Source organism: Lentzea sp. NPDC055074 (assembly GCF_053608005.1).
Genome location: NZ_JBSGUQ010000014.1, coordinates 45,174 through 58,286 on the forward strand (window position 1 = coordinate 45,174; position 13,113 = coordinate 58,286).

The 13,113-nt window shown below is 69.0% G+C and carries 11 protein-coding genes; 4 read left to right on the forward strand and 7 right to left on the reverse strand.

The features are described 5' to 3' along the window. Positions 1-5 precede the first annotated feature (5 nt). Complete coding sequence (locus ACWF7A_RS28300; RefSeq protein WP_452253522.1) at positions 6-992, forward strand: GNAT family N-acetyltransferase; 987 nt, start codon at positions 6-8, stop codon at positions 990-992. Between the two features lie 31 nt (positions 993-1,023). Here ACWF7A_RS28300 and ACWF7A_RS28305 read toward each other — a convergent pair whose 3' ends face one another. Genes ACWF7A_RS28305 through ACWF7A_RS28320 form a run of 4 tightly spaced genes read right to left on the reverse strand, consistent with a single transcriptional unit; the run spans position 1,024 to position 4,305 of the window. Then, positions 1,024-1,920 (reverse strand): ABC transporter substrate-binding protein, encoded by an 897-nt coding sequence (locus tag ACWF7A_RS28305; protein ID WP_452253523.1) that lies wholly within the window; start codon positions 1,918-1,920, stop codon positions 1,024-1,026. Beyond that, entirely contained in the window at positions 1,917-2,582 is a 666-nt protein-coding gene (locus ACWF7A_RS28310; RefSeq protein ID WP_452253524.1) for an ABC transporter permease, read from the reverse strand. Before ACWF7A_RS28310 ends, ACWF7A_RS28305 begins: the two co-directional genes overlap by 4 nt. Positions 2,583-2,587: 5 nt before the next feature. Further along, positions 2,588-3,226, reverse strand: coding sequence for an ABC transporter permease (locus ACWF7A_RS28315; protein ID WP_452253525.1), 639 nt, complete (start codon positions 3,224-3,226; stop codon positions 2,588-2,590). After that, positions 3,223-4,305, reverse strand: a complete 1,083-nt coding sequence (locus tag ACWF7A_RS28320) for an ABC transporter ATP-binding protein (RefSeq protein WP_452253526.1) — start codon at positions 4,303-4,305, stop codon at positions 3,223-3,225. Before ACWF7A_RS28320 ends, ACWF7A_RS28315 begins: the two co-directional genes overlap by 4 nt. Positions 4,306-4,511: 206 nt before the next feature. Here ACWF7A_RS28320 and ACWF7A_RS28325 point away from each other — a divergent pair, with 206 nt between their 5' ends. Beyond that, positions 4,512-5,675 carry an RNA-guided endonuclease InsQ/TnpB family protein gene (locus ACWF7A_RS28325; protein ID WP_452253527.1) on the forward strand — a complete coding sequence of 388 codons (1,164 nt, stop codon included), beginning with the start codon at positions 4,512-4,514 and terminating at the stop codon, positions 5,673-5,675. Positions 5,676-5,758: 83 nt separating this feature from the next. After that, positions 5,759-7,309 carry a bis-aminopropyl spermidine synthase family protein gene (locus ACWF7A_RS28330; protein ID WP_452253528.1) on the forward strand — a complete coding sequence of 517 codons (1,551 nt, stop codon included), beginning with the start codon at positions 5,759-5,761 and terminating at the stop codon, positions 7,307-7,309. Here ACWF7A_RS28330 and ACWF7A_RS28335 read toward each other — a convergent pair. Both ACWF7A_RS28335 and ACWF7A_RS28340 read right to left on the reverse strand, forming a co-directional pair. Further along, positions 7,271-10,372, reverse strand: a complete 3,102-nt coding sequence (locus ACWF7A_RS28335; RefSeq protein ID WP_452253529.1) for an EAL domain-containing protein — start codon at positions 10,370-10,372, stop codon at positions 7,271-7,273. The two genes, ACWF7A_RS28330 and ACWF7A_RS28335, sit on opposite strands and share 39 nt — an antisense overlap. 303 nt (positions 10,373-10,675) lie before the next feature. Further along, entirely contained in the window at positions 10,676-11,872 is a 1,197-nt protein-coding gene (locus ACWF7A_RS28340; RefSeq protein WP_452253530.1) for an NAD(P)-dependent malic enzyme, read from the reverse strand. 337 nt (positions 11,873-12,209) lie between these two features. Between ACWF7A_RS28340 and ACWF7A_RS28345 the strand changes: the two genes are divergently transcribed. Further along, on the forward strand, positions 12,210-12,809 hold the full coding sequence (locus tag ACWF7A_RS28345) for a dTDP-4-dehydrorhamnose 3,5-epimerase family protein (protein WP_452253531.1): 600 nt from the start codon (positions 12,210-12,212) through the stop codon (positions 12,807-12,809). Here the strand turns inward: ACWF7A_RS28345 and ACWF7A_RS28350 are convergent. Further along, entirely contained in the window at positions 12,799-13,080 is a 282-nt protein-coding gene (locus ACWF7A_RS28350; protein WP_452253720.1) for a S24 family peptidase, read from the reverse strand. The two genes, ACWF7A_RS28345 and ACWF7A_RS28350, sit on opposite strands and share 11 nt — an antisense overlap. Positions 13,081-13,113: the final 33 nt, after the last annotated feature.

The following is a 13,113-nucleotide window of genomic DNA, read 5'->3' on the forward strand; positions in this document are numbered from 1 at the left end:
AAGGTATGGGGGCAAAAGACAAGCAGTACCGCGGGACGCTGGAGGAGCTGGACTTCGCTTCCGCGTCCGAGGAGGACCGGCGTGGCCTCTACGAGGTCTTGGCGGCCTGGGCGGTCGAGGGGACTCCCGGCAAGGAGCGGCCGCTGTACGAGGCCTGCGTCGCCAGGTGGGAGCTTCACGACGACCTCGGCTTCGAGCCGCCGCGCTTCGTCGTCGCGCGGGAGGATGGAAAGATCATCGGCTACGGCGAGGTGCGGATCTCGCTGACGGAGGCGAACGCGCACCTGGCCACCGCCAACGTTGTCGTGCTGCCGGAGCAGCGCCGCCGCGGCATCGGTACGGCGTTGCTCCGCGCGGCGCTACCCCTGATGGACGGCCGCACCGTCGTCGAAGCCTGGAGCGTGTTCGCGGACAGCCCGGCCGAGGCGTTCGCCGCCGCGCACGGTTTCCGCGTCGTCTCCACGATGACCAGGCAACGGCTCACCCTCGGAGAGCCGCCAGAGGTCGGTGAGCTCCCGGCGGGGTACGAACTGGTCACGTGGCAGGGCGCGGCACCGGAGGCCGTCGTCGAGGCGTACGTCGAGGCGCTCAACGGCATCAGGGACGCGCCGCAGGGCGAGACGTCGCTCGACCTGACGCGCAACACGGTCGAGAGCATCCGGCGGGAGGAGGCCGAGACCGTCCCGGCCCGCTGGATCGTCCTCCTGCTGCACGAGGGCGAGGCCGCCGGCGTCACGGTCGTCGAACTGAACCCGGCCGTGCCGACCGTGGCCGAGCAACTGCACACGGTCGTGCTGCCCGCCCATCGCGGCCGGGGGTTCGGCAGGCTGATCAAGGCGTCCATGCTGCACAACCTGAAGGGCGTCGAAACGATCTACACGCGGACCAGCAGCGACAACGAGCACATGCTGCGCGTGAACCACTCGCTGGGCTACGAGGACCGCTTCGTCTACATGGGCGTGCAAGCGAAAACCGCCGACCTGCAGGCGTGAGGCCTGCGGGCCGGCGGTTCTCAGGGGCCGATCAGATACCGGCGGAGGCGAGCCACTCCTTGGCGACCTTCTCCGGCTCCGGCTTGTCCGGCGACGAGAGCTTCTGGTTGAGGTCCAGCAGCGTCTTCGTGTCGAGCTTCTTCGAGATGGCGTTGAGGGTGTCGCGGACCTGCTGCGACGCCTTCTTCTCGTTGATCAGCGGCAGCACGTTCTGCGCGGCGAAGACGTTCTTCGGGTCCTCCAGCACGACGAACTCGTTGGCCTTGATGGCCGCGTCCGTCGTGAACAGGTCGGCCGCCTGCACCGTGTTGTCCTTCAGGCCGGCGACGGTCACCGGGCCGCCGACGTCGAGGACCTTGAACTCCTTGAACTCACAGGCGTACTTGGCCTTCAGGCCCGGCAGGCCGTCCGCGCGGTCCTGGAACTCCGGCGGGCCGCCGAACACCAGGTCCTTGCAGTACGGCACGAGGTCGTCGATCGACTTCAGGCTGTACTGGGCCGCGATCTGCTTCGTGACGACGACCGCGTCCTTGTCCTCGGCCGAGGACTTGTCGAGCACGATCAGGTTCTGCGGCAGCGCCTTCTTCAGTGCCTCGTACACCTCGTCGGAGCCGACCTGCGTCGCCTCCTTGTTGATGTACTTGAGCAGCACGCCGGTGTACTCGGGGATCAGGTCGATCGAGCCGTCCTGCACACCCTTGTAGTACAGCTCGCGGTTGCCGATGTTCAGCTTCTTCGACACCTTGACGCCCTTGGCGGCCAACGCTTCCGCGTAGATCTCCGCGAGCAGGCGCGACTCGGGGAAGTTGCCCGAACCCACGACGATCGTGTCCGTCGGTGCCGGGTTGTTGGCGCCGCCCGTCAGCGGGTCACCACCGCACGCCGACAGAAGCATCACGGCTGCGACAGCCGTGGCGATGCGCTTCATCTCTTTCCTCCGCTTCCCACTGGACGCAGCCCTGGTGAGACCGTCAGCCGTTGCAGGCCGGCGAACCCCAGGTCGACGAGAACGGCGAGCAGTGCCACGAGCACCGCGCCGGCGAGCATCTGTCCGAAATCCTGCAGGGCGAGGCCGTCGAAGACGAACCTGCCGAGACCACCGGCACCGGTGTAGGCGGCGATGGTGGCGGTCGCGACCACTTGCAGCGCGGCGCCGCGGAAACCGCCGTAGATCAACGGAAGCGCGTTCGGGATCTCCACCTGGAGCAGCACGCCCGACTCACGCATGCCGACGCCCCTCGCGGCGTCGACCGTCACCGGGTCCACCGCGCGGATGCCGGCGTACGTGCCCGCCATGATCGGCGGGATCGCCAGCAGCACCAGCGCGACGTACACCGGGAAGTCACCCAGACCTGCCCACAGCACGACGAGGATCAGCACCGCCGTGGTCGGCAGCGCCCTCAGCGCGTTGGAGAGCCCGACGATCACGAACCCGCCCTTGCCGGTGTGACCGACGAACGCGCCGAGCGGGATCGCGATGAGCGCGGCGATCACCAGGGTCAGCAGCGTGTACCCGAGATGTTCCAGCAACCGCACCGGGATCCCGGTCGTGCCGGACCAGTGCGCGGGGTCGAAGAGCCAGCCGCCCACTCAGCTCACCTCCCCACCCGTGCCCACGGCGTGAGCAGCCGTCCGATCAGCAACAGCAGGCCGTCCGCGAGCACCGCCAGCACGACCGTCCCGATCAGACCCGCGAGGACCTTGTCGCTGTTGTCGGTCTGGTAGCCCTCGGTGAAGAGCTGGCCGTAACCGCCGAGGCCGACGAGCGCGCCCACGCTCACCATGCTGATGTTCGACACGGTCGCGACCCTCAGGCCCGCGATCGTGACCGGCAGCGCCAGCGGGAAGTCGACGGTGAGGAACCTGCGCAACGGCCTGAACCCCATCGCGTTCGCCGCGGCGATCACGTTGCCCGGCACCGCGGACAGCGCGTCCGCGACGGACCGGATCATCAGCGCCACCGTGTAGACGGTGAGCGGCACGATGACGTTGATCTCGTCGAGGATCTTCGTGCCGATCAGCACCGGCGTGATCACGATCAGCGCGATGGACGGGATCGTGAAGAGCACGTTGGCGAACGGGAAGAGCACCGCGCGTGCCCTCCGCGACCGGCTCGCCCACCACCCGATCGGGATGGCGAGCACGAAACCGACCAGCACCGGCACGACGGAGAGCCGGAGGTGCACCTCGGTGACTTCCCAGAACCTTTCCCAGTTCTCGAAAATCCAGGTCACTTCGGGACCTCACCCGCCGCGCGGGCCTTCGCGAGGGCCTGGATCACGTCGTCCGCCCGGACGACGCCCGTGACGGCGCCGGCGTCGTCGACCACCACGCCGAGCGCGGACGGCGAGCTCAGTGCCGCGTCGAGCGCGCCCCGCAGGCTGGACCCGTCGTAGAGCGAGCCACCGGAGATGAGGTCGCGTTCGCCGACCTCGACCTCACCGTCCACACCGGACAGCCAGCCCCTGGGCCGGTTCTGCTCGTCGACGACGAGCGTCCAGTCGGTGATGGTGACGCGCTCACCGATCCTGGCCGTCGCGACGGGGTGCACGGGCACCTCGGCGTGCAGGAACGTGAGGGTGCGGTAGCCGCGGTCGCGTCCGACGAACGAGGCCACGAAGTCGTTGGCGGGCGCGCTGAGCAGCTCCGTCGGCTTCGCGTACTGCGCGAGATGTCCGCCCGTCTGGAACACCGCGACGCGCTCGCCGAGCTTGAGCGCCTCGTCGATGTCGTGCGTGACGAACACGATCGTCTTGTCGAGTTCCGCTTGCAGGCGAAGGAGTTCGTTCTGCAGGTCCTCGCGCACGACCGGGTCGACGGCGCTGAACGGCTCGTCCATGAGCAGCACGGGCGGGTCGGCCGCGAGCGCGCGGGCGACACCCACGCGTTGCTGCTGACCGCCCGAGAGCTGAGCCGGGTACCGCTTGCCGAAGTTCGCGTCGAGCCCGACGATCTCCAGCAGCTCCGCGGCCCTCGTGCGCGCCTTGCGTTTGTCCCAACCGGACAGAAGCGGCACGGTCGCGATGTTGTCCAGCACGGTCCGGTGCGGGAAGAGCCCGGCCTGCTGGATGACGTAGCCGATGCCACGCCGCAGCGTGGGCGGGTCGACGGTGAGGACGTCCTTGCCGTCCACCAGGATCGTGCCCGAGGTCGGGTCGATCATGCGGTTGACCATGCGCAGCGACGTCGTCTTGCCACAGCCGGAAGGACCGACGAACACCGTAATGGTGCCCGCCTCGACCGCGAGGTCGAGCTCGTCGACAGCGATGGTCCCGTCCTCGAACCGCTTGGTTACGGCCCGGAACTCGATCACCCTTCGGATCCCTCCGGTCGTGACGACCACCCCGATTGGGCCGCCCTGGATGTAGATCCCAAAGACCTTAACTCGTTCGGCGTACCCCGGCACAGCGTTCCACTATGTGACAGACCGCAGGTTTGGTTTCAGTTTGATCGACCGCGAGTAGCCGAACCGACGCGCACCGTCCCGATCAGCGGGTCCAAACGATTACAATGGTCGGCATGCTCGCGCGGTATCGCTACAGGATCGAACCGACAGTGGTTCAGCGCGACGTGCTGGCGCGAACGTTCGGATGCGCTCGCGTGGTGTTCAACGACGCGATTCACTGTCGGGAAGCCGCCCGGCGCGCCGGCGAGAAGATCAGTCCGGCTGAGGTGCAGCGACGCGTGATCACCGAGGCGAAACTGAATGCAGACCGCGTGTGGTTGCACGACGTCGCATCAGTGGCACTGGTGCAATCGGTGCGTGACGCGGACAGGGCGTATCGGAACTTCTTCGAATCCCTGGCGAAGCGACGCAAGGGCCGCCCCGCGGGACGACCGAGACTGAAGTCTCGCAAGGACTCCAGGCAGTCGTTCCGGCTCACCCGCAACGGGTTCGTCCTGCGTCCTGACGGCAGCCTGTACCTGGCCAAGGTCGGTGACGTGCGCGTGCGTTGGTCCAGGGCCTTGCCGTCCGAACCGAGCTCGGTCACAGTCATCCGGGAACCGGACGGCCACTACTACGCGTCGTTCGTCGTGGATGTGGATCCGACTCCATTCCCCCCGACCGACGCGGAAGCCGGGATCGATCTCGGCATCACGCGGTTCGCCGTGGTGGCCGGGGCAGAGGGGCAGTTTCTGGACCTTCCCAACCCGAGGCACTTCGTGCGCCTGCTGAGCAGGCTCGCACGGCTGGACCGGGAGAAGCACCGCCGCCTCAAAGGCAGCTCGAACCGCGAGAAGACGAGAAGAAAGCTGGCGGTGCTGCACGGGAGAGCTGCTCGCGCCCGGCGGGATCATCATCACAAACTGGCCCTCACCCTGGTCCGCGACAACCAAGTGGTCTACGTGGAGGACCTGAACATCGCGGGGATGCTTGCCAACCGCTCGTTGGCCATAGCCATCTCCGATGCCGGATGGGCTCAGTTCATCCAACTTCTACGAGAGAAGGCCGAACGTCACGGCCGAACAGTGCACGCGGTCTCCCGTTGGCTTCCCAGCTCGAAGACATGCTCCAGCTGCGGACATCTCATGACCACCATGCCGCTGGGCACCCGAACGTGGACGTGCCCTGGATGCAGAACGCGGCACGATCGGGACCACAACGCAGCACTCAACATCCTCGCCGCCGGGCAGGCGGAGAGGCGAAACGCCCGTGGAGCCCAGGTAAGTCCTCCCCTCTGAGAGGCGCCGGGCGAAGAAGCAGGAAGCACCTCCTGGACCTTCGGGTGGGGGGAGCATGTCAAGGGCCGTATGGTTTACCGCTTGTGACGATCGATCAGGTCCGGCAGTTGGTGGCGGAACGCGGCGTGCACGCCCGCAAGCTCCGCGAGGTGTTGTCCCTGCTCAGTGAGGACTGGCACCCGCTGGCAGAACTCGTGCGCCTGCCCGCCGTGCCGCGCCGCACCGTGCAGGACCTGCTCAAGGCGCTCGGGGACGACGCCGAATCTTCAGGTGATCGTTACCGCATCGCTCCCGGCCTGGTCACGGCGTACCGCGCGGAGTTCGGCGTCTCCGGTGTCCGTGACCACACCGACGTGCTGCGGCAGATCCTCGTGGACGTCGCGGACGTGCCGCCGCCGTTGTCCTCGTTGGACCACGTGCAGGCGACGGCCGAGACGGCGCTCAACCGCGCGGTGTGGCTGGACTCGACGTACGAGCTGTCGGGCAAGCGGTTGCTGTGCCTGGGCGACCACGACCTGACGTCGCTGGCCGTCGCCGCCGTCAACCCGACCGTGTCGATCACGGTCGTGGACCTCGACGAGCGCCTGCTGGAGTTCATCGACTCGCGGGCGCAGGCGCGAGGGCTCGACATCCGGACGTTGCACTGCGACATGCGTTTCGGGCTGCCCCAGGCCGTCCTCGAGTCCGCGGACCTCGTCTTCAGCGACCCGCCCTACACGCCGGAGGGCATGGGCCTGTTCGCCGGACGCGGCATCGAGGCGTTGGAGGACATCGCGTCGGGCCGGCTGCTGCTCGCCTACGGGTTCTCCGACCGCACGCCCGCGCTCGGCCTGAAGGTGCAGCAGGAACTGCAGAAGCTCGGGCTGGTGTTCGAGGCGATCCTGCCCGCGTTCCACCGCTTCGACGGCGCGCAGGCCATCGGGTCCGCCGCCGACCTCTACGTGTGCCGTCCGACGGGCCGTCGCGCGGTCGCCGGGGGCACGCGGATCTACACGCACGGCGCGCAGTCCGTGGAGTCGTCCGGCCCGTCGCAGGAGGCGCTGGCGGCGTTGTCGGAGCTGGCACCGCGCCCGGAGTCCTCGCCGCCGCCGAAGCCCCGTGCGGCGGGCTGGGCCGAGCCCGTCGGCAAGGGCGCGGCCTCGCTCGCCGTGGACCTCTCCGCGGACCCCGGGCCGTGGCTGCTGCGGACCCTCCTCGCCTCGTCACCCGCGCGGCTCGCGTGCCTGGTGCCGAACAACCACCCGGCGGTGTCGTCCGAGGCCGGGCAGAAGGAACTGCAGGAGCTGGTGGCGACCCGGTTCAAGTTGAAGTTCCTGCGCAACAACCCAGATGGCAAGACCACGATCGTCGTCGCCGATCAGGTCCTCGCCGGGACGTTGTCGCTCGGCGAGCGCACGGTCCGCGAGGTGCTGATGAAGGCGCACGGCAAGCTGCGCAACGTCTGGCGCGAGGCGTTGATCACGGCGGCGCAGGGCGTGCTGACCAAGCGGCAGGCCGCGGAGATCGTCGACAACGCGTCCGTGTCGCAGGAGGACCTCGACCTGCGGTTGATCGACCTGCCCAAGCACCGGATCGCGGCGCTGCTGCCCGAGGTCTCAGCCAGCGCGGGGTATGTGGAGCGGCCCGAGAGCTAGCACCGCGCGGAACTCCTTGGGCGGCACCGGACGCGAGAACAACCAGCCCTGGTACGCGTCCACGCCCACACCGCGCAGGACGTGGAACTGGGTCGCGGTCTCCACGCCCTCCGCGACGCACTTGCGGCCCATCGCCCGTGCCATGTCGACGACGGCGCGGGCGACGGCGAAGTCCGAGGAGTCGTTGCCCACGCCCGAAACGAAGCGCCGGTCGACCTTGATGATCTGGGCCGGCAGGTCCTTCAGGCGCGCGAGCGACGAGTAGCCGGTGCCGAAGTCGTCCACGGCGAACTGGACGCCGCGCTTGACCAGTTCGTCCATCGACTGGCGGACGCGCGAGGGCAGGTCGACGAACGCCGTCTCGACCAGCTCCAGCACCACGCGCTCCCACGGGACGCCGGACTCCATGATCGCGGTCGACACGATGTCCACGAACTCCGGATCACCCGGCACGAGACCGGCGAGGTTCACGGCGACGGACACCGGACGGCCGTCGGGCGCGGGCCAGGTCGCGGCCTCGCGCAACGCCGTGCGCAGCACCCAGCGGTCGAGCTCGCGCATCAGGTCGCCCTGTTCGGCGACCGGCAGGAACACGTCCGGCGGCAGCAGCCCGCGGTCCGGGTGCGGCCAGCGGACGAGGGCCTCCGCGGTCAGCACGGCGCCGTCGACGCCCACCACGGGCTGGTAGTGCAGCGCCAGGCCGTCGTGCTGCAACGCGTCGCGCAGCTGGCCTTCGAGGTGCACCTGGCGGTCGGCGGACGCGATCAACGCGGCGGAGGCCAGCGACACGCGGCCGGCGCCCGCCCGCTTCGCCTCGAACATCGCGGCGTCGGCGAACCGCAGCAGGTCGGCACCGTTGGCCCGCGAGCCGTTCGGGACGGCGGCACCGATCGACGCCGAGACCCGGACGAGCTGGCCGTGCACCGGGACGGCGGTCCTGAGCAGGGACGCGACGCGGGTGGCCAGGGCGTCGACGCCGCCGACCGAGTCGATGTCCTCGGAGATGATCACGTACTCGTCGCCGGACAGGCGGGCGGCGGTGCAGCCGTCGGGAAGGCCGCCCTCCAGCCGGCGTGCCAGGGCCACGAGGAGCTCGTCGCCCGCGTCGTGGCCGAGGGAGTCGTTGACGCGCTTGAAGTTGTCGATGTCGCAGAACAGGACGGCGACCTTGGAACGGCCAGGGCCGTCCAGCGCCTTGCCGAGGATCTCCTTCACCAGCGCGCGGTTCGGGAGGCCGGTCAGCTCGTCGTGGGTGGCCTGGTGGCGCAACGCCTCGGCGGCGCGGCGGCGTTCGGTGATGTCCAGGAACACGATCAGCCAGAAGCGGCGGCCGTCGTCCTGCACGGACAGCGCGATGTGCAGCTCGCAGTAGACCTTCTCGCCGTCGGGGCGGACGAGGATGCGCTGCGGGATCTTCTGCGTGCGCTCGGCGGCCCACTGCAGCCCCGGCGAGGTGTCCTCGGGGTGGGTGAGCTGCTCGGCGGTCATGCCGCGCAGCTGCTCCAGCTCCATGCCGAGCAGGTCACACAACGCGTCGTTGGCGTCGACCAGACGCTCGCCCTCGTCGAACAGACCGATGCCGACCGGCGTCACGGACACCAGGTCGGTGAAGCGCTGCGACGAACGCTTCATGCGCGCTTCGGCGGCACGTTGCTCGGTGACGTCCTGGGCGGTGCCTACGGCGAGCTGCTTGCCGTGCGGGTCGTGGACGATCATGCCGTGGCAGCGGAAGATCCGCGTCGCGCCGTCGTGCGGCCGCACCACGCGGTGCTCGCACTGGACGGCGACCTCGTCGACGGAGAGCTGGCGCCACAGGTCGTCGACCCACCCGCGGTCCTCGGGGTGCACGAGGTCGAGGTAGTACTGGTAGCTGCCCGCGACGTCGGCGGGGATGCCGTAGAGGTCGCGCAGCATGTCCGACCAGACGACCTGACCGCTCCCGGGGTTCCACTCCCACATGCCCAGGCGCGCGGCCTGCTGCGCGTCGGCCAGTCTTCGGCGGTCCTCGCGCATCTGGCGTTCCAGCTCGCGCGCCTCGGTGACGTCCTGGATGGTGCCGTGGTAGCGGTCGATGCGGCCGGACGGCGCGATCTCCGCGCGGGCCCGGCACATGTAGACGCGCTCGCCGACCTCGCTGCGGACCTCGACCTCGACCGGTTCGCCGTCGCTCGCGTGCAGCAACGAGTGGCGGATCGCCTTGACGGCCTCGCGGTCGTCCGGGTGCACGCCGCTGAGCAGGTCGTCGTCCGGGTGCATGCCCAGCTCGGCGTACATCTCCAGCAGCACTTCGCTGCGGTGCACGGCCCGCGTGCCCGTCTCGTACGCCCAGCTGCCGATCCGGGCGATGCGCTGCGCCTCGAGCAGCCGCGCCCGTTCCTGGGCGAGGTCGGTGGCCGCCCTCTTGGACTCGGTGATGTCGCGGATGTAGCCGGTGATCTTGTCGAGGGAGCCGGCGTCGTCCAGACGCGCCTCGGCGACGCCGCGGATCCACCGCAGCTGGCCGTCCGGGCGGACGATCCGGTACTCGATGTCGATCGGGTCGCCGGTGATCTCACGGCCGTGCCAGTACGTCTCGACCATGTGGTAGTCGTCCGGGTGCACGACGTCGAGGACGGCCTGCGCGCCCGGCACGACGGAGCCGCGGTCGAGGCCGAGGAGCTCGTAGTGCGTGTCCGACCAGACGGTCATGCCGGTGCCGGGGTCGAACTCCCAGGAGCCGAGGTTCGCGACCCGCTGCACCTTGCGCAGGCGGCGCTGTTCGTCCCGCAACGCGTCCGCGGCGGAGGCGAGGTCGGAGACGTCGATCAGCAGGACGGCCTGCAGGCCCGTGCCGGGGACGGCGTGCCGGGCGACGCGCACCGGCAGTTCGGTGCCGTCCGCGCGCAGCAACCGCAGGTCGGCGGAGTTGCCGAGGAGCAGGTCACTGAGCGCGTGGCCGACGAGGTCGTCGGCTCCCTGCGCGTTCGCGAGCTCCACAGCGGCGGGGTTCGCCTGCATGACGACGCCCTTGACATCCACGAGCAACGACGGCGCGTCGGGCAGGGTCAGCCCGTCCAGCGTCATCGGAGGTTTCCCGGACGCAGGGACAGCCGTCCGTGCACGGCCGTTCACCACCGTCGCGCGTCCCACCCACTTGGGCACCGGCCCACCCTCTCCCGCATCCACCGCCCGCGGCAATTCGGGTGGGCACGACAACGGCACCCGAACGGCGGCAAACACGAACCCTCTCCCCGGGAGAACTCCCGAGGAGAGGGACGGTAGCGCTTCAGAGCGTCATCGCCCACCCCTGCACGGGTTAACGAAAAGCCACGTCAGTGGTTCCGGTCTCCGTGGAGATGCAAATGAGTGGCGAATACGAGCGCGTGATCAGGCGACTCCGTCGGCCTTCGCCGCCACGGCCACAGCCGCTGCGACCTCGGGTCCGACGCGCGGGTCCAATGCCGAGGGCACAATTCGGTCTGGGCCCAAATCATCCTTCGCGACCGCGAGAATGGCATCCGCGGCGGCGAGTTTCATGCCTTCCGTGATCCGTCGCGCACCCGCGTCGAGTGCCCCGCGGAAAATGCCGGGGAACGCGAGCACGTTGTTGATCTGGTTCGGGAAGTCGCTGCGGCCGGTCGCCACGATCGCGGCGTGCCGGGCGGCGACCTCCGGGTGCACCTCGGGGTCCGGGTTCGACAGCGCGAAGACGATCGAGCCGGGCGCCATGCTCGCGATCAGGTCCTCGGAGACCTTGGACGACGAGACGCCGATGAAGACGTCCGCGCCGCGCAGGGCAACGTCGATGCCACCGTCGAGGTTCGTCCGGTTGGTGACCGCCGCGATCTCTTCCTTGATCGGGTTGAGACCGGCCCTGCCCGTGCGGACGATGCCGCGCGAGTCGAGCAGCGTGATGTCGCCGGCACCGGCGGCGAGGAGGATCTTGGCGATCGCGATGCCCGCGGCGCCCGCACCGGAGATGACCACCCGCTGGTCGGCGATGCTCTTGCCGAGGACGGTGTTCGCGCCGTTGAGCGCCGCCAGCGACACGACGGCGGTGCCGTGCTGGTCGTCGTGCATGACCGGGCAGTCGAGCGCCTCGATCAGCTTCTGCTCCAGCTCGAAGCAGCGCGGGGCGGACACGTCCTCGAGGTTGACCGCGCCGAACGACGGGCGCAGCCGGACGAGCGTCTCGACGATCTCGTCCACGTCCGTCGTGTTGAGCACGAGCGGGATGGAGTCGAGGCCGCCGAACGTCTTGAACAGCGCGGACTTGCCCTCCATGACGGGCAGCGACGCGCTCGGGCCGATGTCGCCGAGACCGAGCACCGCCGTGCCGTCGCTGACGACGGCGACGAGGCGGTGCGCCCACGTGTACTTGGCGGCCAGGGAGGGGTCCTCCGCGATGGCCTTGCTCACTCGTGCGACACCAGGGGTGTACGCGATGGACAGCGCCTTCGGGTCAGCGAGCGAGGCGGTCGCGCCGACCTCGAGCTTCCCGCCCAGGTGCGCGTTGAAGATCTCCTCGTCCGTCAACTGCGTCGGATCGGAGTTCTCGATACGGGCTTCGTTCACTGCTGTCACGGCGTCCCTCCTGCGGTGCGGGCGGCGTAGTGGCCCGGAAATCTCGGGCTCATCACCAAACGGCGCACCGGCCCAGCGTTGTCACGCCGGGTACACGGGGCCTGGAAACTCGGTCGATGCCCTCCGACGAGTTGCGTCGGAGAACCGCCCGAGTGCTGCGGGTGACGGGAAGTGTGGCAGGGTCCCGCGTCGCTGTCTGCGGCGGGGATCACACTTTTTCCGCAGGTCAGAGGGCATGTAGCAAGACGTCCGTCCGGTTTTCTGAACCGACCGGTCAGTTTCCGCTGGCAGGAAGCACCCGATCGGTCAAGAAAGATTGACGCCTTAGAGTGACGGCATGCAGGCGAGTTCGCTGAAAATTGACGGCGCGTTCGAGTTCACCCCTCGGACATTTCCCGACGACCGCGGCGTGTTCGTCTCGCCGTACCAGGAGGCCGCCTTCGTCGAGGCGGTCGGGCACCCGCTGAGGGTCGCCCAGACCAACCACAGCGTCTCCCGCGCGGGGGCGATCCGGGGCATCCACTACGCGGACGTGCCGCCGTCGCAGGCGAAGTACGTCTTCTGCCCGCGCGGCTCGTTCATCGACGTGATCGTGGACATCCGCGTCGGCTCCCCCACGTTCGGGCAGTGGGACGCCGTGCTGGTGAACTCCACGAAGTGCAACGCGGTCTACCTCGCCGAGGGCCTCGGTCACGCGATGATCGCGCTGGAAGACGACACGACCATGAACTACCTCTGCTCCACCGCCTACAACCCGTCCGGCGAGCACGGCCTCACCCCGCTCGACCCGGCACTCGACCTCCCGTGGCCGCGCGAGCTCGAGTTCCTGTTGTCGGAGAAGGACACCGCCGCCCCGACCCTCGCCGAGGCGTACGAGGCCGGCGTCCTGCCTCGCTACGAGGACTGCCTCGCCCTGTACGCGTCCCTCAAAGCCTGAAAGCGGGCCTCGGCCATAGTCGAGCTTTGACGACTCCGAGCACCTCCGCAGGTCCGAGGTGTTCGGAGTCGGTGCTCGCGAACGGGTTGTCCCCCACGACGTGCCACCCGCCGTCCACTTGATGAGAGACACGTTTGACCGACAGCTGGTCCGGCCGACTGGCCCACCTGACCAGCACGACGTCCTTCGGCTTCGGCTCCGCACCCCACCTGACCAGCACGATGTCGTCGTTGCGCAGGGCAGGGACCATGGAGGGCCCCTTCACGAGCACGGTGGAGAGACGCGATCTCAACGATCACCCTTC

Excerpts from the sequence above, each read along its gene's own strand:
- ACWF7A_RS28300 (WP_452253522.1), top strand. The coding sequence starts at position 6 with ATGGGGGCAAAAGACAAGCAGTACCGCGGGACGCTGGAGGAGCTGGAC.
- ACWF7A_RS28305 (WP_452253523.1), bottom strand. The coding sequence starts at position 1,920 with ATGAAGCGCATCGCCACGGCTGTCGCAGCCGTGATGCTTCTGTCGGCG.
- ACWF7A_RS28325 (WP_452253527.1), top strand. The coding sequence starts at position 4,512 with ATGCTCGCGCGGTATCGCTACAGGATCGAACCGACAGTGGTTCAGCGC.
- ACWF7A_RS28335 (WP_452253529.1), bottom strand. The coding sequence starts at position 10,372 with ATGACGCTGGACGGGCTGACCCTGCCCGACGCGCCGTCGTTGCTCGTG.
- ACWF7A_RS28345 (WP_452253531.1), top strand. The coding sequence starts at position 12,210 with ATGCAGGCGAGTTCGCTGAAAATTGACGGCGCGTTCGAGTTCACCCCT.